This window comes from Streptomyces sp. TRM68416 (assembly GCF_014596915.1).
GTDB lineage: Bacteria > Actinomycetota > Actinomycetes > Streptomycetales > Streptomycetaceae > Streptomyces.
In genome coordinates, this window is record NZ_JACVWU010000011.1 from 229,472 (window position 1) to 247,406 (window position 17,935).

At 68.1% G+C, this 17,935-nt stretch carries 19 protein-coding genes; 6 read left to right on the top strand and 13 right to left on the bottom strand.

Going from position 1 to position 17,935, the window contains the following annotated elements; genetic code table 11:
- The first annotated feature begins 37 nt into the window (after positions 1-37).
- The 4 genes from ICC28_RS19655 (at position 38) to ICC28_RS19670 (ending at position 2,987) form a co-directional block, all read left to right on the top strand.
- Positions 38-589 carry a hypothetical protein gene (locus tag ICC28_RS19655; protein WP_188289926.1) on the top strand — a complete coding sequence of 184 codons (552 nt, stop codon included), beginning with the start codon at positions 38-40 and terminating at the stop codon, positions 587-589.
- A gap of 70 nt (positions 590-659) precedes the next feature.
- Positions 660-833, top strand: a complete 174-nt coding sequence (locus tag ICC28_RS19660) for a helix-turn-helix domain-containing protein (protein WP_223189090.1) — start codon at positions 660-662, stop codon at positions 831-833.
- Positions 834-927: 94 nt separating this feature from the next.
- Positions 928-1,641, top strand: coding sequence for a hypothetical protein (locus ICC28_RS40640; protein WP_223189091.1), 714 nt, complete (start codon positions 928-930; stop codon positions 1,639-1,641).
- Positions 1,638-2,987 carry a DUF3987 domain-containing protein gene (locus ICC28_RS19670; RefSeq protein ID WP_188289927.1) on the top strand — a complete coding sequence of 450 codons (1,350 nt, stop codon included), beginning with the start codon at positions 1,638-1,640 and terminating at the stop codon, positions 2,985-2,987. The genes ICC28_RS40640 and ICC28_RS19670 overlap by 4 nt, the downstream gene beginning before the upstream one ends.
- A 53-nt stretch (positions 2,988-3,040) precedes the next feature.
- Here ICC28_RS19670 and ICC28_RS19675 read toward each other — a convergent pair whose 3' ends face one another.
- The 6 genes from ICC28_RS19675 to ICC28_RS19700 all read right to left on the bottom strand — a co-directional run bounded on the left by ICC28_RS19675 (position 3,041) and on the right by ICC28_RS19700 (position 6,842).
- The gene (locus ICC28_RS19675; protein WP_188289928.1) at positions 3,041-3,523 is read right to left on the bottom strand and encodes a hypothetical protein; all 483 of its coding nucleotides are present in this window, start codon (positions 3,521-3,523) and stop codon (positions 3,041-3,043) included.
- Positions 3,524-3,607: 84 nt separating this feature from the next.
- Entirely contained in the window at positions 3,608-3,832 is a 225-nt protein-coding gene (locus ICC28_RS19680) for a DUF397 domain-containing protein (RefSeq protein WP_188289929.1), read from the bottom strand.
- A 535-nt stretch (positions 3,833-4,367) separates the two neighbouring features.
- Positions 4,368-5,198: a helix-turn-helix transcriptional regulator gene (locus ICC28_RS19685; protein WP_317454045.1), complete on the bottom strand. Its 831-nt coding sequence runs from the start codon at positions 5,196-5,198 to the stop codon at positions 4,368-4,370.
- Positions 5,195-5,719: a DUF6879 family protein gene (locus ICC28_RS19690; RefSeq protein WP_188289931.1), complete on the bottom strand. Its 525-nt coding sequence runs from the start codon at positions 5,717-5,719 to the stop codon at positions 5,195-5,197. The genes ICC28_RS19685 and ICC28_RS19690 overlap by 4 nt, the downstream gene beginning before the upstream one ends.
- Positions 5,703-5,894, bottom strand: coding sequence for a hypothetical protein (locus ICC28_RS19695; RefSeq protein ID WP_093723946.1), 192 nt, complete (start codon positions 5,892-5,894; stop codon positions 5,703-5,705). Before ICC28_RS19695 ends, ICC28_RS19690 begins: the two co-directional genes overlap by 17 nt.
- Before the next feature lie 390 nt (positions 5,895-6,284).
- On the bottom strand, positions 6,285-6,842 hold the full coding sequence (locus ICC28_RS19700; RefSeq protein ID WP_188289932.1) for an acyl-CoA thioesterase: 558 nt from the start codon (positions 6,840-6,842) through the stop codon (positions 6,285-6,287).
- A gap of 120 nt (positions 6,843-6,962) precedes the next feature.
- On the opposite strand from ICC28_RS19700, the gene ICC28_RS19705 reads away from it, so the two are divergent.
- Positions 6,963-8,246, top strand: a complete 1,284-nt coding sequence (locus tag ICC28_RS19705) for an LCP family protein (protein WP_188289933.1) — start codon at positions 6,963-6,965, stop codon at positions 8,244-8,246.
- 109 nt (positions 8,247-8,355) lie between these two features.
- Here the strand turns inward: ICC28_RS19705 and ICC28_RS19710 are convergent, their stop codons facing one another.
- From ICC28_RS19710 to ICC28_RS19725, 4 genes are all read right to left on the bottom strand, one after another.
- Complete coding sequence (locus tag ICC28_RS19710) at positions 8,356-8,721, bottom strand: four-helix bundle copper-binding protein (protein WP_188289934.1); 366 nt, start codon at positions 8,719-8,721, stop codon at positions 8,356-8,358.
- A gap of 160 nt (positions 8,722-8,881) precedes the next feature.
- The gene (locus tag ICC28_RS19715) at positions 8,882-9,301 is read right to left on the bottom strand and encodes a PH domain-containing protein (RefSeq protein ID WP_188289935.1); all 420 of its coding nucleotides are present in this window, start codon (positions 9,299-9,301) and stop codon (positions 8,882-8,884) included.
- On the bottom strand, positions 9,298-9,498 hold the full coding sequence (locus ICC28_RS19720) for a hypothetical protein (protein ID WP_188289936.1): 201 nt from the start codon (positions 9,496-9,498) through the stop codon (positions 9,298-9,300). Before ICC28_RS19720 ends, ICC28_RS19715 begins: the two co-directional genes overlap by 4 nt.
- A gap of 83 nt (positions 9,499-9,581) precedes the next feature.
- Complete coding sequence (locus ICC28_RS19725) at positions 9,582-11,033, bottom strand: LCP family protein (protein WP_188289937.1); 1,452 nt, start codon at positions 11,031-11,033, stop codon at positions 9,582-9,584.
- 127 nt (positions 11,034-11,160) lie between these two features.
- Here ICC28_RS19725 and ICC28_RS19730 point away from each other — a divergent pair, with 127 nt between their 5' ends.
- Positions 11,161-12,207 (top strand): glycosyltransferase family 2 protein, encoded by a 1,047-nt coding sequence (locus tag ICC28_RS19730; protein ID WP_188289938.1) that lies wholly within the window; start codon positions 11,161-11,163, stop codon positions 12,205-12,207.
- Positions 12,208-12,234: 27 nt separating this feature from the next.
- Here ICC28_RS19730 and ICC28_RS19735 read toward each other — a convergent pair whose 3' ends face one another.
- The 3 genes from ICC28_RS19735 to ICC28_RS19745 form a co-directional block, all read right to left on the bottom strand.
- Positions 12,235-13,815: an LCP family protein gene (locus tag ICC28_RS19735; protein ID WP_188289939.1), complete on the bottom strand. Its 1,581-nt coding sequence runs from the start codon at positions 13,813-13,815 to the stop codon at positions 12,235-12,237.
- Between the two features lie 308 nt (positions 13,816-14,123).
- A complete protein-coding gene (locus ICC28_RS19740) occupies positions 14,124-15,848 on the bottom strand; it encodes an LCP family protein (protein WP_188289940.1) in 1,725 nt (574 codons plus the stop codon).
- Positions 15,849-16,134: 286 nt separating this feature from the next.
- Positions 16,135-17,904: an LCP family protein gene (locus tag ICC28_RS19745; protein WP_188289941.1), complete on the bottom strand. Its 1,770-nt coding sequence runs from the start codon at positions 17,902-17,904 to the stop codon at positions 16,135-16,137.
- Positions 17,905-17,935 lie beyond the last annotated feature (31 nt).

Genomic DNA, 17,935 nt, shown 5'->3' on the forward strand with positions numbered 1-17,935 from the left:
CACAGGGTGGTTCACCCTGTGTGGTACGTTCGAAAGCGTGGAAGCGAATGAGGGCGGGTTCGAGATCACCCAGGAGCAAGGGGCTTGGGTGATCCGCATGTGGTGGCCGACGGGACCGATCACCGGAGGGCCGCAGCGGATCACTGTCGAGGCGGCGGAGGGCTCCGCCACGCGTGACGTGGCGCGTGGGATCTCCACGACTGTTCTGCGGAGGCTCGACCTTGCGGCGGCCATGAAGCTGGCAGAGAAGGCGCCTGAGCTTCGGCAAGGCATGGAGGAGGTGACGGCGAAGGTCGAGGAAGCGGGGGCTGCAGCGGGCCTGTTGCTGACCAACGAAGGTGTGTCAGAGCCGTACTTGGCCATGCTGGCTTCGACCTACAAGACCATGGCCGACTTGGGCGCTCCAGCTCCTGTTCCGTGGCTGGCCCGACTTATCGGCCGCCGTCCCGAGACTGTTAAGGACCATCTCAAGCGCGCGCGAAGAGAGGGCTACCTGACCACAGTTGCGGGCAAGGCTGGCGGTGAACTTACTGAGAAGACCACGGAGGTCCTCGCGGCCTTCGTTAATTCTGATGACGAGCAGAACTGACGTCCGCTACTACTGAAGCAGTGCTTAATGAGCCCCCAGGCAACTGGGGGCTTTGCTTTTAGGGGGACCTATGCGCACGAAGCTGATGACCGTGGATGAGGTTGCCGAATACCTGAACAAGCCCCGTTCGTGGGTCTACGGAAATTGGCAGCGGGAAGGGATTCCGTTCCGCAAGGTGGGCCAGGCATTGCCTTGCCGACCGAGCGACCTCGACAAGTGGTTGGACGAAGGGACGGCGGCCTGAGCCCCCGGACACTCACCCCATCCACCGTCTGCGAAGCCTCCGAGGCGACTCGGGGGCCTTTTTGTTTCCGGAGAAGTGATTGACGAACGCAGCCGTGAAGCTGGTTGAGTTGATTTGCTCGACATGCCGTGAGCCGTGGACCTATCACCGTCCGCTTGGCAGGAGTGGGCGCAACCCGGCAACGAACCCGGATCACTCGCAGTGCAGGCTGAAGCGTGACAACCAGAATCGCTCAATTTCGCGCGCCAGGAAGCGGCAAGGGTTGCCATCGAGGAAGCAGCCGGAAAGGGCCGATGCGCTTGATATCGCGTGGCGGGGAGGGGCATTCGTGGAGGAGGTGCGGAAGTTCGCAGAACTTCCCAAGCAGTACGACACCAAGCAGGAAACGGAGAAAGACGTTCACCGGGACATCGTCTATTCGACGGAAGATGACCGGCGAACAGTGGCACTGTGGTTCTCTGACTCACAAGAGAAGCACACCCCCGGACCGAAGTCCGGAAGCAAGGTCAGCAGGGTCGACTACGGCCCCGGTTCCTGGGTGTCCTGGACGTCTCCCAACGGCAAGCAGCGCACCGGGATCGTCTCCGAAGACCTGTTCACTCTTCGGGCCGCAATCCGTGCGGCGGACGTGGGCAGCAGCGTGACGGCCCGTGCGCGGGTCGTGGTGATCCCTTCCGATGGCGGTGAGGCACTCCCGCTGTGTCTGCCGACTTCAAATGATCCAGATGCCCGGGTGAAGGACGACGGCCGTTACCGGCACGCCACCCCGGCCCATCATCACCCTTCCCTCTTGGAGGCAGCAGCGTGAGCACGCCCGACGTATCCACCATGGCCACGGGACGGCTCCGGGCCGTGGTCGCCTCCCTGGCTCCGCATGTCGAGTGGTCCCCGGTCGGCTTGCTCGGGGGTCTGCTGTGTGCCTTCTCCGCCATGCTCCCTGAGACTCGTGTGCAGCGCGGTTCCGGCTCCATGCCGCTCATGCTCCACGTGCTTCTGTGCGGGGGCACCGGTGAGGGCAAGGGCCAGTCGTGGGGCATCGCAGAGGCCATTGCCAGGGACGCCAACCGCACCTTCATGTCGGGAAACGTCATCCATGGAGTGGTGGGCGGCGCCGGACTCATCCAAGCCGTGGCCGACTGTGATGAACACGCGCTGATCATCGATACGGAGTACGCCCGTGTGCTGCGGGCCGGACGCCGACAGGCCAACCTCTCTCAGGTACTCCGAGACCTCTGGGATGGCGCCCCCGTGGCCACGTCCAGGGCGAAAGACCCCGTCCAGGTCGACGCTCCCCGAGTCTCGATCATGGGCCACATCACCCCGGAGGAGTTCCGGGCCAACCTCACCGGAACCGACAGAGATGGCGGCTCGTACAACAGGCTGCTGATCCTGCCCGTGTCTCAGGTTGGATGGCTCAGCGAGCGGGAGCGGATGCCCGCGCATCTGATCCCGGAGGCAGGCGAACTCTTCGCGCGGGCCGTCCGGTTCGGACAACGGGCCAGCATGGTCACTCTGTCTGAGGACGCTTACGACGTGGCCGACACCATCCGACACGACCTGTTGAGCAAAGCCCGTGAGTCCGAGGAACTGAAGCCGTTCGCTGCCCGCTGCAACGAACAAGTACGCCGTATCGCCGCCCTGTTCGCGCTCTTCGATCTGCGCTCCCAGATCACCCCCGATGATCTGCACGCGGCGGCCTCTCTGGTCACCCACGCCATGAACACCGTGGAGGTCATCGCAACCGGAAGCGGGAGCAAGCCCGGCAAGCGTCAGCCGCTCAGCCTCGCGGAGAAGGTACGGGCCCGACTGGAACGGTTCGGCGGCTCCGCCTGGTCATCCCAAGTTCTGCCCTACGTCGGAGCGTCCGCCGCTGAGGTCAGGGCACTGCCCGGAATCGTCGTGACCGAAGAACGGCAGAGCGTCGGCCGTCCGGCCGTTGTGTTCTCGCTCGCGGTCGACAGTGCCCGTGACACAGAGCGCATGAAACCGGAGGTGGTTGCGGCCGGCCAGCGGGCAGAAACGCATGGGAATGGAGCCAAGGTCGTTTCGATGGACGCCTACCGCCCGGAACCGAAGCAGGCCCCCGAGCCCGCGCCTCAACCGAAGCGGCCGGAACCGCTCGCCGACTCCAACCCCTTCCGCGCACTGCTCTAACAAACCCAACCAAAGCCCCGGCCACGCAGGTCGGGGCTTCTTTGTTGCTTCGGCTACCGGATGGGGCAGGGCAGTTCAGGGCTCGAACGATTCGGCGAGCACGTCACGACCGCCATGGACAGATACGAGGGGCGTTCGAGATAGAAGCCGTACGACACATCAGCGCCCGTGTGCAGCCGTTCGGCCGCTGTGCTCACCACCTGGGCGAGACGCGTGGTGTCACGATCCCGCTCCGCCGCGAACCGGGGCGCGAACTCGGTCAGACGCTCGCCGAGCCAGGCCGCCGCCTCCTTCGCGTCACCCCATGTGCCCTGAACCAAGGAACCCGGCTTCATGAGCCAGTACGCCGATTCCAGCGGCGGCAGATCCGACGTGGGGAACTCGGCCGCTACCTCCCGATAGCGCTGGTATACCTTCACCGCCTTGTGGTCCCCGGGCTCAGGCAGCAGCGGAGGGACGGGGTAGGGAGGCCGCCTCAGCGCCTCATTGTCGAAACGCTCCTTCAAGCCGCTCCACAGATAGCCGTGGTGGTGCACGAGTCGTTCCCGTTTCGAGAAGTGCCAGCCGGGCAGGGCCCAGGGACGGGGGATGGACCCGGCCCGGCTGACGGAGAGGGAAGATCAGACGTTGAGGCCGAACCGCGCCGGGTCGATCCCGGCCGCGTTCAGTTCCTCCGTGGTGAACCGCAGCGGCTGCGCGTCCGGCCGCTTGCTGTCGCCGAGGGCCCAGGCGTCGTCGCCGATCCGGGCCAGGGTCACGCACCCCTCGGTACAGGGGCCGCCGCACGCCTTCACGAACGAGGCCCCGTCGATGTCGAGCCCGTACAGGTCGGTTCCGTTCAGCATTACTGCACCTTCCTGCTCAACTAATCGCGGCCATGGCTGACCGCCGCCGCCCATTCCGGGCGGGAGTTCAAGGGAGGAGAGGGAGAGACTTCAGCGTCCGGAACCTTGGCCGCGTTCCGTGCAGCGCCAGCACTCGCATGGCGGCCAAGCACTCGTGAGCAGGGGCGGAAGATCGTCCGTCGTGGCCACGGCTTGCTCCGGCCCCCAGGTCTGCCCTGAGTCGCGAGAGACCCGCATGGTCATCAGGGGGCGGTCGGCGAAGAGCCTTGAGCCCGTTCCCTTGCTCATGACGCGTGCGCTTCTGCGTGGTGCTGGCGCATCCGTACGTTGGCGTCGGATACGGCGCTGTAGTCGAACGTGGAGCGGGCGTTCTCGCGGGCTACCGATATGGACAGGCAGTCAGCGCAACCGGGTTTGGGTGACGGCTCGCGAGGTGACTCCGACAGGCACGTCCGTGCTGTCGTGTGGGGTCCAGGATCGGAAGTTCTCTCTTCGCTCTCCATGACGCCATCTTCGGCGGGCTACAGATGCGGCTCTAGCCTGTTTCCTGTTCCCGCAAAAAGTCGTCGCGGATACCTTCGACCAGGCCCCGCATGCCGTCACCGGACAGCGCCACCCGTTCGAACCCGTGGAATTTCTCTACGTAGATTTCTACGTCCCTGGGATCGGTGACGAGCACCTCGGCATGGACCGTCTCGACAGTGACCATACGGTTGTCCCGGATCGCGAACGAGTGGTTCGCGACGTCATGCTGCTGAACGCTCAACGGGATTACTCGGATGTCGATGTGAGACAGACGCGACATCGAAACAATCCGGTCCAGCTGCGCAGCCATCATCGACGGCGGGACGAGCCGCCACCGCAGAACGGGTTCCGTGATGATGAACCGCAATGACTTCGTGCTGTCGTAGAGGATTGCTTGGCGTTCCAAGCGGCCGCTGACGGTGCGGTTGAGAGTGTCTTCACTCAGGCTGTGACGTTGCAGAACGGCCCGAATGTACTCGGGAGTCTGGAGCAGACCCGGAACCAGAGCCGGTTGGAACATCCGCAGCACTGACATCTGGGCTTCAAGAGCCTTGACCTCCTGCTGGCCCTTATGGACTCCCACCCGTTTCAACAGCCGCCACTCGGTCGTCTCGGTGCCGGCCGTCCGAGCCGCATCGGTGTACTCGGCCTTGATCTCCTCGGACACGCCGATGGCAATCAGGATGCGCTCGACGTCCGTCGCGCTGGGCGCCAGCTTCGCATTCTCGATCTTGGAGAGCTTGGACGGAGACATGAGAGCGCCGCGGGCGACCGCTTTGGCTTCCTTCCCGGATGCCTGACGCAGTGCCCGCAGCGCGGCCCCCAACTGTGCCCTGTTCACGCTCCGTACTTGGCCCACCATTCCGTGAACGGTTCCGCGTGGGTGAGTGCCGCGTCACGGTGCGCGGCGAACTCCGCCGTTCGTTCCGATGACAGCACTTCCGAGCCCAGGTACTTTCCGGCGCCGTCATAGTTCATCACGGCCACGGACTCGGAGTCGAAGAGCCAGAAGTCAGGTACGTTCTGTAGGGGGTTCGGCCTGTTGGTGACGTCCAGAATGAAGAACTCCTCACCCCCAGACATGTTCTTCTGGTACCCCCACCCGAGTTCGAACCTGAGATAGTCCGTGAGCGGGCGGCGCAGAATGTGAACCCGGTAGACCCGTTTCCCTTTTCCGGTGTGTGAGCGGAGTTGTTCGACCCAGCCCGCGTTGTAGTCGTCCGGCTGCGGCTCCCCGGCCAGGAACGCGTGATAGGCATCGACGTTCCCCGACTTGCTGTAGTCGTCGAGGGTTTCGAGCCGGAACGCCTCACGCTGGAACATGTCGAAGAGGTCGCCGAGGGTCCTAGATGAGGTTGTCACGGATGGCCTTCTGGATCAGTTCCATCGGGATCTCGACCAGGGTTTCATGAGCGGGAATCTGAAGCCCGTGGTCGGTCGGAGTCTCCCCCTGGACCAAGAGCGTGCCGCGATCCGTCGCGTAGATCGTCGGGCAGTCCGTGATGTCGCATGTGCTGACCAGCTTGGTGACCTTCATGGTCCGGGTTCCCCTCCCGTGCTGCTGCCAGTACCCCGCATCTGGGTTGATGCTCCCGAGGCCAGGGCGCGCGGGTCAAGCGATCACGGTTGACGGAACGGGAAACCGCGTAACCTCCCCGGAGCCCGCCGCTCCTCCGGCCGGTCGGGGAGGCTGCCGCCAGCATCCCGCCGACCTGGGCAGACTCCTGAGGATCATGGGGAAATGCTGGGGAGGGCTATGCCGAGAGGGGTGTCCGTGCAGGTCAGAGCCGTATGACCTGTAAAGCACGCAGATCTACGAGGGCACGACCCAGGTCCAGCGCATCGTGATGGCGCGGAACCTGCCGTAGCAGGGATCGTACGGAGAGCGGCCCCCGACGTCATGTCGGGGGCTGTTCTGTGTGGGGTCCTAGTCCTCGATCCCCTCCGCCGCCCGCCTCTCCCGCAGTTCCATGATCGCCCGGCGTCGCGCCAGGCGGTGGGTGCGGCGGATCTGGGCCTCCTGGTAGCGGCGCTTGTCGCGTTCCGTCTCCGGGAGGACCGGGGGGACGCGGCGGGGCTTGCCGTCGGCGTCGACCGCGGCGAAGACCAGGTAGGCGGAGCCGACCTGGGTGGGCGGCGTGGACTCGTTCCAGCGCTCGGCGAGGACGCGGACGCCGACCTCCATCGAGGTGCGGCCGGTCCAGTTGACCTGGGCCTTGACGTGGACGAGGTCACCGACGCGGACGGGCTCCAGGAACACCATCTCGTCCATGGAGGCGGTGACCGCCGGTCCGCCGCTGTGCCGTCCCGCCACCGCGCCCGCCGCGTCGTCGACGAGCTTCATGATCACGCCGCCGTGCACGGTGCCCAGCAGGTTGGTGTCGCTGTGCGTCATGATGTGGCTGAGGGTGGTGCGCGAGGCGGAGGTGGGCTTGCCCGGGATCTCCGGGATGTCCGATTCCGCGGCCGAGGCCTGTTCTGTCATGGCCTCCACTTTATGCCGAGGTCACAGAGGCGGATTTTTGTGTCGGCTTGGCAACAGCCCTGCCCCTATTTCCCGCCGAACCTTGTATGACACACCGCCGTGCCCTGCACACTGGGGCCCATGAACAACTGGCCCGAAGGATGGTCCGACGACAACCGCGGCAGCGGCTACGGACACGGCAGCGCGAGCGCACAGCCCGAGAGCGCCCGTGTCATGCGGCAGGTCCGCCGCGGTCCGGCGGCACCGCCCGGCGCGGGTCAGGCGGCACCCCCGTACGGAGTCCCCTCGCAGCCGTCGTACGACGGCGCGGGCCGGGACGGGCACGGCGGCTACGACAGCGGATACAACACAGGCCAGGTCTACGGCTCGCCCCCGGGCGGCGGTGGCTCGGGAGGGACGGGCATGCGGGAGCCGCGTCCCGCGCCGGACTGGCGGCGCCGTATCAAGTGGACCGCGATCACGGTCGTGACCGTGCTCGTGGTGACCACCGTCGGCACGTACTTCTGGGCCGACTCCAAGCTCAACCGTGACGTCGACCTGTCGAAGGTGATCGACCGGCCGGAGGCGGGCAAGGGCACGAACTACCTGATCGTCGGTTCCGACAGCCGCGAGGGCATGACCGACGAGGAGAAGAAGAACCTCCACACCGGGTCCGCCGAGGGCAAGCGCACGGACTCGATGATGATCCTGCACACCGGCGACAACGGCTCGACGCTGATCTCGCTGCCGCGCGACTCCAACGTCACGATCCCGAACTTCCAGGGCTCGGAGTCCGGCAAGCTCCGCGAGGGCCTGGGCGCGAACAAGCTGAACGCCGCCTACTCGATCGACGGCCCGACTCTGCTGGTGCGCACGGTCGAGTACAACACCGGACTGCACATCGACCACTACGTCGAGATCGGCTTCGCCGGTTTCGCGAACATCGTGGACGCGGTCGGCGGCGTCGAGATGGAGATCCCGAAGGGCGGCATCAAGGACTCCAAGTCCGGTGCCGACCTGAAGGAGGGCAAGCAGACCCTGAACGGCGAGGAGGCCCTCGCCTTCGTCCGTACCCGGTACGCGCTGGCCGGCTCCGACCTGGACCGCACGAAGAACCAGCAGAAGTTCCTCTCCGCGCTGGCCAACCAGGTCGCCACCCCGGGCACGGTGCTCAACCCCTTCAAGCTGTACCCGACCATGGGCGCGGGCCTGGACTCGCTCGTCGTCGACAAGGACATGAGCCTGTTCGACCTGGCCGACATGTTCTGGGCGATGAAGGGCGTCAGCGGCGGCGACGGCAAGTCGATGAACATTCCGCTCGCGGGCAGCACAGCGAACGGCAACCTCCAGTGGGACATGACGAAGGTCAAGACCCTGGTCGGCCAGCTGAAGAACGACGAGAAGGTCACCGTCTCGGGCAACTGAGCGCGGGGGCCGGTCCGCGGGGCGCGAGGCGAGCCCAGCGGACCGGCCGTCGGTCACGGTCCGCGGGCCAAGGTCCGTCGGTCAAGGTCCGTCGGTCAAGGCCCACCGGTCACATGGTGGCGCCGGCCATCGTGCGACAGGTCTGCGCGCAGCGGCGGCACGCCTCGGCGCAGCGCATCATCTGGGCGTCGTCCGGCATGGACATACACGCCTCGGCACACATCTCACAGGCCTTGGCGCACAGCGCGCACATCTCGGCCGACATGGGCGAGCGGCGCATCATCATGTCCGCGCAACAGCGGGTCGTCTCGGCGCAGTCCAGCAGCGCGCGCATGATCTGCATCTGGGCCTGGCCGCCCATCTGCATGCAGGAGCTCATGGTCTCCTCGCACACACTGTGGCAGTTCATGCACGCCTCGACGCAGTCCTGCATCTCCTTGCTCATCGCGGTCATGGTTCCGGTCTGCTCCTGCATGGCTCCTCCCGGAGGCCGTGCGGGGCCCGGGGGAGACCCCGCGTCCTTCCGTCCTACGCCCGTCCGAGCCCCGGCGCCACCGGCAGAACCTACGGTTCCCGCCGCACGCCCCCACTCAGCCCACCAAGAGTCAGCCCACCAGGAATCAGCCCACCAAGAGTCAGCCCACCAAGAACCAGTCCACCAGCAGCAGCCCCGCCGCCCCGAGCGACCACACCACCGTCGGCGGTCCGGCCGCGCCGACCCGGGCGGGACGCAGTTCGGGGTGGCGGGCCATCAGGGTCAGGTGGTCGGCCGTCCGTTGCCCCGCCGTCGGGATGCGCAGACGGCGGTGGAGCACCGGGGGCAGGAACCCGCCGGCGATCACCGGTTCGTCGGTGCCGGCGGAGAACTCCAGCGTTCCGTCGCGGCGCAGCCAGACGTCCCGGATGTCGTCCCAGGGCAGCCGGCGGACCCGCAGGACGCGCCGCAGCAGTACGCCGTCCGCGTCGGCGACGATGTGCCACGCGGCCAGTCGGCCGACCGTGAGGGCCCAGACGAACGCGCCGAACGCCAGGAAGAACCGGTCCCCGGCCGTCACGTCCCCGTCCGGCGGCTCGCCCCCAGCAGATAGACGGCGACGAGCGCCACGGCGAGGCCCCGGGCGGACCAGCCCGCGCCCGCGGTGAGCGGTTCCGGCGCGGGCGGCAGGGAGGGCCGTAGCTCCGCGAGGCGCTGTTCCCGTGCCAGCCGGGCCGTCCGGCGCGCCTCTCTGCGGTCCTGCTGCTTCGTGCCCATCGTGTGCTTCCCCCCAGGTACGACGGCTGCCCCCCAGCAGCACGCCGAGGGGCAGTGTAGATCCCGCAGGTTGACGCGCTGCCCTACCGGCAGCCCACCTCGTCCCCCCGCACCACCCCGAACTCCCCCTGCGCCGGATCGACGGCACGCACCTTCCGTACCTGCGTGAAGTCCTGCCCGGCGATCACCTTCAGCGTCGCCCCCTGCCCCTTCACCGCCCGCAGCTCACTGCCCGGCAGGGCCGTGGCGAGCGACTTCGCCGACCGGTCCCAGCGCGGGTCGTACGCGACCACCGTGCGCCGCACGGTGCGGGACTCCGAGTTCACCGGCATCCGCGTGGTCCGGAACCCCGTCGACGCCAGTGCCGCGTCCACCCGCTTGCCCAGCCCGGCCGTGGCCGTGCCGTTCTCCACCTGGACCCGGATCTGCTGCGGGGCCACGTCCACCGTCACAGCCTCGCCGCCGCGCGGCCGCCGCACCGACAGCGGCTTGTCCTCGCGCAGGGCCGCGAAGAGCCGTTCCGCCTTCGCCGCGTCCCATTTCAGGGTGGAGCCGACGCCCTTGACGGCGTACCCCATCCGCCCGATCGGCACGGTGGTGAACTCCGACGAGGAGGGGGAGAAGTTCCGCATCGCCCGGCCCAGGTCCAGCAGCTCGTCGGTGCCGAAGCCCTTGTCCGCCCGCACCGACCCCAGCACGGCCCGCGTGATGTCCCGGAACTTCATCGGGTTCAGCAGGATCCCGGAGGACGTGGCCCGGTCCACCAGCGCCGCCAGGAAGCGCTGCTGGCGCTGCATGCGGCCCAGGTCGGAGGCGCCGTCCACGTGCCGTGCGCGGACGTACTGGAGGGCTTCCCCGCCCTTGAGCTCGTGCGTCCCGGGCGGCAGGTCGAGGCCGGTGTAGGAGTCCTTCAGCGGCTCGGTGGTGCAGATCTTCACCCCGCCGAGGACGTCGACCGTCTTCATGAAGCTGGTGAAGTCGACCTCCAGGTAGTGGTCGATCTTCACCTTGGTCATGGCCTCCACCGTCCGCACGGTCAGCTGGGGCCCGCCCTCCGCGTACGCCGCGTTCAGCTTGACGGGGTGCCCGCGGTGCCGCTCGCCGCTGGTCTCGTCGAGATGCGCCGGGGTCATCGCGTACGAGTCGCGCGGCAGGCTCACCACGCTCGCCCGCTCCCGGTCCTCCGAGATGTGCACGATCATGATCGTGTCCGTGCAGTGACAGGGCGCCCCGCCCAGCCGGTACCGCCGCCGCTCCTCCTCGCTGATCCGGTCCCGCCCGTCGGTGCCGACCAGCAGCACGTTCATGCCGTGGCCCGCCCGCGGCCGGTTCTTCATGTCCTTGAACGGATCCACCCGGGCGATGTCCGCGTCCAGGCCGGTCAGGACCGAGTGCCCGATCCCGGCGGAGGCCAGCACCACGACCGACAGCGTGGTCACCGCCCGCATGGCCCAGCGCGGCTTCTTCCGCCGTACGGGGGGACGCCGCGGTCGGCGCTGTGGCGGCCGGGAGGGGGAGCGGGGCGGCGTGGTCATGGGGGACACCTCCGCGAGGGCCGTACGTGGGATCCTGAGCACCGTAGGCCCATACGATCTGCGGTCCGGTGCACCGCCCCGGGCGGGGCGCACCGGTGTCCCCCGTTCGCGGTAACGTGAGCCCCCTATGAACGCCAAGCCCGACGTGCAGCTCCCCGCCGTTTCTGTGATCATGCCCGTCCTCAACGAGGAGCGGCATCTGCGCGGAGCCGTCCAAGCGATCCTCGCGCAGGAGTACGCCGGCGAGATGGAGGTCGTGATCGCCCTCGGTCCGTCCACGGACCGCACGGACGAGATCGCCGCCGAGCTCGTACGGGAAACTGCGCCCAATGAAACCAAGCGCGTCCACACCGTCCCGAACCCCTCGGGCCGCACGCCCGCCGCGCTGAACGCCGCGATCAAGGCCTCCCGCCATCCGGTCGTCGTCCGCGTCGACGGCCACGGCATGCTCTCGCCGAACTACATCTCGACCGCCGTACGGCTCCTTGAGGAGACCGGCGCGCAGAACGTCGGCGGGATCATGCATGCCGAGGGCGAGAACGACTGGGAGCACGCCGTCGCCGCCGCGATGACGTCGAAGATCGGCGTGGGCAACGCGGCCTTCCACACGGGCGGTCAGGCGGGGGAGGCCGAGACGGTCTACCTCGGTGTCTTCCGCCGTGAGGCGCTGGAGCAGCAGGGCGGCTACAACGAGGAGTTCATCCGCGCCCAGGACTGGGAGCTGAACTTCCGGATCCGGGAAGCGGGCGGCCTCATCTGGTTCTCGCCCGAGCTGAAGGTCTCGTACCGCCCGCGGCCGAGCGTGCGGGCCCTGGCCAAGCAGTACAAGGACTACGGCCGCTGGCGGCACGTCGTCGCCCGCTACCACGCCGGCTCCATCAACCTGCGCTACCTCGCCCCGCCGACCGCGGTGTGCGCCATCGCGGCGGGCCTGGTGGTGGGCGCGGCCGTGCATCCGCTGGGCTTCGTCGTCCCCGGCGGCTACCTCGCGGCGATCGTCCTCGGCTCCCTGCCCGCGGGCAAGGGCCTGCCGCTGAAGGCGCGGCTGCAGATCCCCGTCGCCCTCGCCACCATGCACATGTCCTGGGGCTGGGGCTTCCTGACCAGCCCCCGCTCGCTGGCCCGCAAGGTGATCGCCTCCCGGCGGCCCGCGGTGCTCAGCACCAGCAACTGAGCACCCGGCGGGGCCCGGCCTTCACTGCTACCAGGTGAAGTCCGGGTCCACGTGCATGCACGCGGTCTCGTCGGCGCCGTTGAGCGCCTTGTCGGCCTCGGGCATCTTGTCGTCCTTCTTGGGCGCCTTGTACGCCGTACCCTCGCGCCAGTCCGCGCCGACGACGAGCGTCACCCCGCTGACCTCCGTGGACCGCTTCACCGAACTCAGTGGAATGCCGAGGGACTTGGCGACCCGCTGGGCGTCGCCCTCCAGGTCGACGCTCGGGTAGCGGACGACGGTGCGGTCCTCGCTGAGGAGCGCGGCCCGGTCGGCGACCGCCTTCGCGAAGCCCTCCTGCTGGAGCAGCCCGGTCACCGTGGTCGCCCGCCCCTGGGCCGCGCCCAGCGTGTCGGTACGGGTGCCGTTCTGCACCTGTACGGCGATCTCGGCGTCCGGCGGGGCCGGGTCGTCCGAGAGCTTCTCCCCGGCCGGCTTCTTCCTGTCCTTGCCGTCCAGGGCGATGTCCTCGCGCACCAGCCGGAAGAGCTGCTCGGCCTCCTCGGTGGGCTCCACCTGCACGCCCACGTACCGGTTCGGCATCGTGGCCATGGTGATCCGCTTCGGGCTCACCTTGCGCAGCTCGTTGCTGAGGGCGAAGAGCTTCTTGACGTTGTCCAGACCGGGGTCGACCGTGAGGGCGTCGGTGGCCTCCTCGGCCAGCCTGCGCAGCTTCAGCGGGTTGCTGAGGGTGGCGTTCTCACGCAGCTGCCGCACCATCGAGCTCATGTACATGTGCTGGGCCTTGGCCCGGGCGAGGTCACTGCCGTCCTCGAAGCCGTAGCGGGTGCGCAGCCACTGCAGGGCCTGCTCGCCCTTGACCGGGTGCGTGCCCTTCTTCATCTTCAGCCCCGAGCCGTGGCCCTCGCTGTCACGGGACTCGATGTTGGCGTCCACGCACACCGGGACGCCGCCGACGGCGTCCGCCATCGACACCACGCCCGCGAAGTCGACCATGATGAAGTGGTCGATGTGGATGCCGGTGAGCTCCTGCCAGGTGGCCACCGTGCAGCCCGGACCGCCGCGGCGCAGGCTCTGGTTGGTCGCCACCCGCCCGTTGGACGCCGGGTACACCTCGTTGTCGTCAGGGTCCGTGCACTTGGGGATCTGGACGAGGGTGTCGCGCGGCATGCTGATGACCGACATGTTGGAGCGGTCGGCCGACAGGTGCAGCAGCATCTGCACGTCGGCGCGGGCCGGCGTGCCGAACGTCTCCCGCGCGCCGCCGAGCTTCTGGTTCTCCTCGGTGTCCCGCGCGTCCGAGCCGATGAGCAGGATGTTCATCGGGGTCTGTCCGGCCGCGTTCGGCGTCGGCTTGGCGATCTTGGCGTCGCCGAGGTTCAGGGCGTCGTGCTTGATGTTGCCGTTGAGATGCCGGTAGTAGAGGTACCCGGCACCGGCCGTGCCCAATATCAGCACCGCGAGGACCGAGGCGGTCCATCTCAGCGCCCGGCGCCCGCGCCGCGCCGGGCCTCTGCGGCGCCTACCGCGGCCCTCCCTGCCGTCGGCCGCCGCCGTACTGCCCCCCTCGGCGGCCGGCTCGGCCTCGCGCACACTGCTCTGCGTCACTTTCCTGCCCTTCCCACCCTTGCCCCCAGGAACAGGGCCACCCGCGCGCCATACGGCGGGCCCGTCGTACGCCCTGTCAGACGCACGAGGGGCCCGGAAAGTGGCGCTGTTTTTCTCAACTCACCCGGCGTGTTCCTCAGTTCACCCGGTGCGTTTCTCAACTCACCCGCTGCGTTCCTCAACCCGCCCGGCGCGTCCTCAATGCACCCGGCGCGTTCCCGGACTCACCCGCCGCGTTCCTCGACTCACCCGCCGCGTTCCTCGACTCACCCGCCGCGTTCCCGGACTCACCCGCCGGGTTCCCCGACTCACCCGGCGCACTGGACCTTGTCCGCCGTGGACTTCTGCACGCTGTCCGGCGTCTTGGCCGACGTGGCGTTGAGCTTCACGCCCGCGCCCCGGAAGTCCTTGCCCAGGACGAGGGTCATCGTGGGCAGCCCCTGGGCGTTCTCCACGCTCTCGCCCGGCTTCAGCGCGGAGCCCGACAGACCCATGATGGCGGCCAGCCGGCGGGCCTGGTCGGCCTGGTCGGGGGCGTACTCCAGGGTCGTCTTCGCCTGGGCGGCGTCGGCGTTGCCGGCGTTCTCCGACTTCAGGACGCCCGCGTCGTTCTGCAGGTACAGCAGCTGGTTCTGGGCGCTGCCCGACTCGGCGCCGCCGTTGAGGATGCGCACGCGCACCTCGGAGGCGTCGGCCTTGGGGCCCTTCAGGCGGGCGGCGACGGCGGCCTTCTCCTTCTTCTTCTGCGCCTTGACCTCGGTGAACGACACATCGTTCCTGATCATGTCGAAGACCTGGGGTGCCGTCGTCTCCTCGACCACGACGGTCGCCTTGATCACCTCGGCCGGGTTGTCCTTGACCGGGACGGTGGTGAAGGTGATGTTCTTCGGTGGCACCTTCTTCAGCTCCAGGGCGATGTCCTTGAGCGTGCCGACCTTCCCTATCGCCTTGTCCACGGTCAGCGCCTCGGTGGCGGCCTCGGCCAGCTTGATCAGCTTCTTGGGGCTGGTCAGGGTGTCGCTGGAGGACATCTTGCGCATCAGCGAGCCCAGGAACTGCTGCTGCACCTTGATCCGGTCCAGGTCGCTGCTGTTGCCGAAGGCCTTGCGGGTGCGGACGAAGGCGAGTGCCTGCTCGCCCTCGATCGTCGACTCGCCCGCGGGCAGGTCGAGCTTGGACTTGTCGTCGTAGATGGCACGGTTCAGGCACACCGGGACCCCGTCCACGGCCGTCGTCAGGGTCTTCACGGCGTTGAAGTCGACCATCATGAAGTGGTCGGGGACGATGCCGCTGAACTCCTTCACCGTGCGCATGGCACAGCCCGGGTCACGCCCGCTCTCGCCGAGGCTGCGGTTGAAGCGCACGCCCTGGAGCCCCGGGACGACCTCCGTGGTGCCGTCCTCCTGCTTCGTCTCGCAGTCCGGGATGTCGACGATGAGGTCGCGGGGGATGCTCAGCGCGGTGGCGTTCGACCGGTCCTTGGCGACGTGCAGCAGGATCGTGGTGTCGGCGTGCCCGACGCTGTTCTTGTCGCCGTAGCCCTCGTTGCCCGCGCCGGTTCGCTTGTCCGTGCCGATGATCAGGATGTTGAAGGCCTCGTCCTTGCGGAAGCTGCTGGCGGCCGCGTCACCGACGTCCGTCGTCGTGACGTTGCCCTCCAGGTGCTTGAGGTAGAAGTAGCCGCCGACGGCCGTGGCGACGAGGACGAACGCCATCGTGCCGCCGGTCCACATCAGCGCCTTCTTGGCCTTCTTCGCCTTGGGCTTGCCGGGCCGTCGCCCGCGCCGCCCCGGCGGCGGCTCCTCGGGCACGGCCCGGCGTCTGCGCGGCGGCGGGACCTCACGTCCGGGTGCGGCTTCACGTCCGGGAGCGGCTTCACGTCCGGGTGCGCCCATGCGACGCGGACTCGGCACCGGGGGCGACTGCGGTACGGAATCGGGCAGTCGCAGTTCGTATTCGCCGGTGTTCGGATTGAGCACCCACTGGTCTGCGGGGTCGATGTCCTCAGCCCGCCCACGCTCTTGCGCGTCCACCGTTGTCCGAATCCTCCGTGGGGAAGCGCCGCGTGGATTAGCCGCGCGGCCCGATACACCGGATCGCTCACACTATCCGTACAGTTCGCCGTCGAGCGATGCCGGTGAGAAATTCCACGTTGGGGCAACCGAATCGGGCATGCTTACAACCGGTCAATTCGTGGCAATTCCATGAACTGACCGGTCAAGCCGGGTCACTTGACGCGCTCTCCCTGACTCGGTCGGCGCGCTCTACTTGCCTCACTCGGTGAGCTCTGCGTGCCTCACCCGGTGCGCTGTCCGTGCCTCACTCGGCGCACTCGACCTTGTCCGCGGTGGACTTCCGAACCCCTTCCGGAGTCTTGCCCGAGGAACCGGTCAGTGACACCCCGGCCCCCTTGAAGTCCTTGCCGAGCGTCAGCGTCATCGTGGGCAGGCCCTGGGAGTTGGTCACGCTCTTGCCGGGCTTCAGCGCGGCGCCGGAAAGCCCCATGATGGCGGCCAGCCGACGCGCCTGGTCCGCCTGTTCCGGGGCGTACTCCAGGGTCGTCTTCGCCTGGGCGGCGTCGGCGTTGCCGGCGTTCTCCGACTTCAGGACGCCCGCGTCGTTCTGCAGGTACAGCAGCTGGTTCTGGGCGCTGCCCGACTCGGCGCCGCCGTTGAGGATGCGCACGCGCACCTCGGAGGCGTCGGCCTTGGGGCCCTTCAGGCGGGCGGCGACGGCGGCCTTCTCCTTCTTCTTCTGCGCCTTGACCTCGGTGAACGACACATCGTTCCTGATCATGTCGAAGACCTGGGGTGCCGCGGCCTCGTCGAGGACGACCGTCGACTTCACCGTCTCGGCCGGGTTGTCGATCACCGGCACCGTGGTGAACGTCAGGTTCTTGACGTTGAGCTTGCCCAGCTCCAGGCCCAGGTCCTTCAGCTTGCCGATGCTGTCGAGCTGGGAGTCGACGGTGAGCGCCTCGGTGCCCGCCTCGGCCAGCTTTATCATCTTCGACGGGCTGGTCAGGGTGTCGTTCGACTTCAGCTTGCGCATCAGCGAGCTGAGGAACTGCTGCTGCAACTCGATCCGGCTCAGGTCACCGCCGAAGCCCACCGAATGCCGGGTCCGCACGAACGCCAGCGCCTGCTCGCCCTCGATGGTGTGCGTGCCCTTGGGCAGCTTCAGATGCGAGTCCGGATCGTCGATGTCCTTGGCCAGACACACCTCGACCCCGCCGACCGCGCTGGTCAGCGTCTTGACCGCGTTGAAGTCGGCGACCATGAAGTTGTCCGGGGTGATCCCGGTCAGCTCGGTCACGGTCCGCATGGTGCAGCTGGGCGTACGCCCGTCCTGGCCGAGGCTGGTGTTGAACCGTACGCCGCTGGACCCCGGGATCGTCTCCTTCGAACCGTCCTCCTGCGTCGTGGGGCAGTCCGGAATGTTCACGACCAGGTCGCGGGGGATGCTCAGCGCGGTGGCGTTCGACCGGTCCTTGGCGACGTGCAGCAGGATCGTGGTGTCCGCGTGCCCGACGCTGCCGGCGTCGCCGTAGCCCTCGTTGCCCGAGCCCGTGCGCTTGTCCGTGCCGATCAGCAGGATGTTGATCGCCTCGTCCTTGCGGAAGCCGCCGGTGCTGGCGCCGTCCTCGGGCACGGAGTCGATGTTGTTGTTGAGGTGCTCCAGGTAGAGGTACCCGGCCCCGGCGGTGGCGATCAGCAGGAACGCCATGCTCCCGCCGGTCCACAGCACGAACTTCTTGACCTTCGACTTCTTCTTCACGGGCCGCCGCCCGCGCCGCCCCGGCAGCGGCTCCTCGGGCACACCGCGCCGCCTGCGCGGCGGCGGAACGTCGCGGCCGGGAACATCGCGACCGGGGGCCGTGCGGGTGCGCGACGCGGGCGAGGCGGTCCGAGAGGTGGCGCGGGGGGAGGCGGCCCGGGCGCCGGCCCCGGCGGCTCTACGAGGGCTCGGAACGGCCGACTGCGCTGCGGACGGAGTCAGTCGCAGCTCGTATTCGCCGGTGTTCGGATTGAGTACCCACTGGTCGGCGGGGTCGATGTGCTCCGCCCGCCCACGGCTTTGCGAGTCCACGGTTGTCCGATCCTCCGTCGGGGCCACGCGG

Excerpts from the sequence above, each read along its gene's own strand:
- ICC28_RS19660 (WP_223189090.1), top strand. The coding sequence starts at position 660 with ATGCGCACGAAGCTGATGACCGTGGATGAGGTTGCCGAATACCTGAAC.
- ICC28_RS19680 (WP_188289929.1), bottom strand. The coding sequence starts at position 3,832 with ATGCTGAACGGAACCGACCTGTACGGGCTCGACATCGACGGGGCCTCG.
- ICC28_RS19695 (WP_093723946.1), bottom strand. The coding sequence starts at position 5,894 with ATGAAGGTCACCAAGCTGGTCAGCACATGCGACATCACGGACTGCCCG.
- ICC28_RS19700 (WP_188289932.1), bottom strand. The coding sequence starts at position 6,842 with ATGACAGAACAGGCCTCGGCCGCGGAATCGGACATCCCGGAGATCCCG.
- ICC28_RS19705 (WP_188289933.1), top strand. The coding sequence starts at position 6,963 with ATGAACAACTGGCCCGAAGGATGGTCCGACGACAACCGCGGCAGCGGC.
- ICC28_RS19710 (WP_188289934.1), bottom strand. The coding sequence starts at position 8,721 with ATGCAGGAGCAGACCGGAACCATGACCGCGATGAGCAAGGAGATGCAG.
- ICC28_RS19720 (WP_188289936.1), bottom strand. The coding sequence starts at position 9,498 with ATGGGCACGAAGCAGCAGGACCGCAGAGAGGCGCGCCGGACGGCCCGG.
- ICC28_RS19725 (WP_188289937.1), bottom strand. The coding sequence starts at position 11,033 with ATGACCACGCCGCCCCGCTCCCCCTCCCGGCCGCCACAGCGCCGACCG.
- ICC28_RS19730 (WP_188289938.1), top strand. The coding sequence starts at position 11,161 with ATGAACGCCAAGCCCGACGTGCAGCTCCCCGCCGTTTCTGTGATCATG.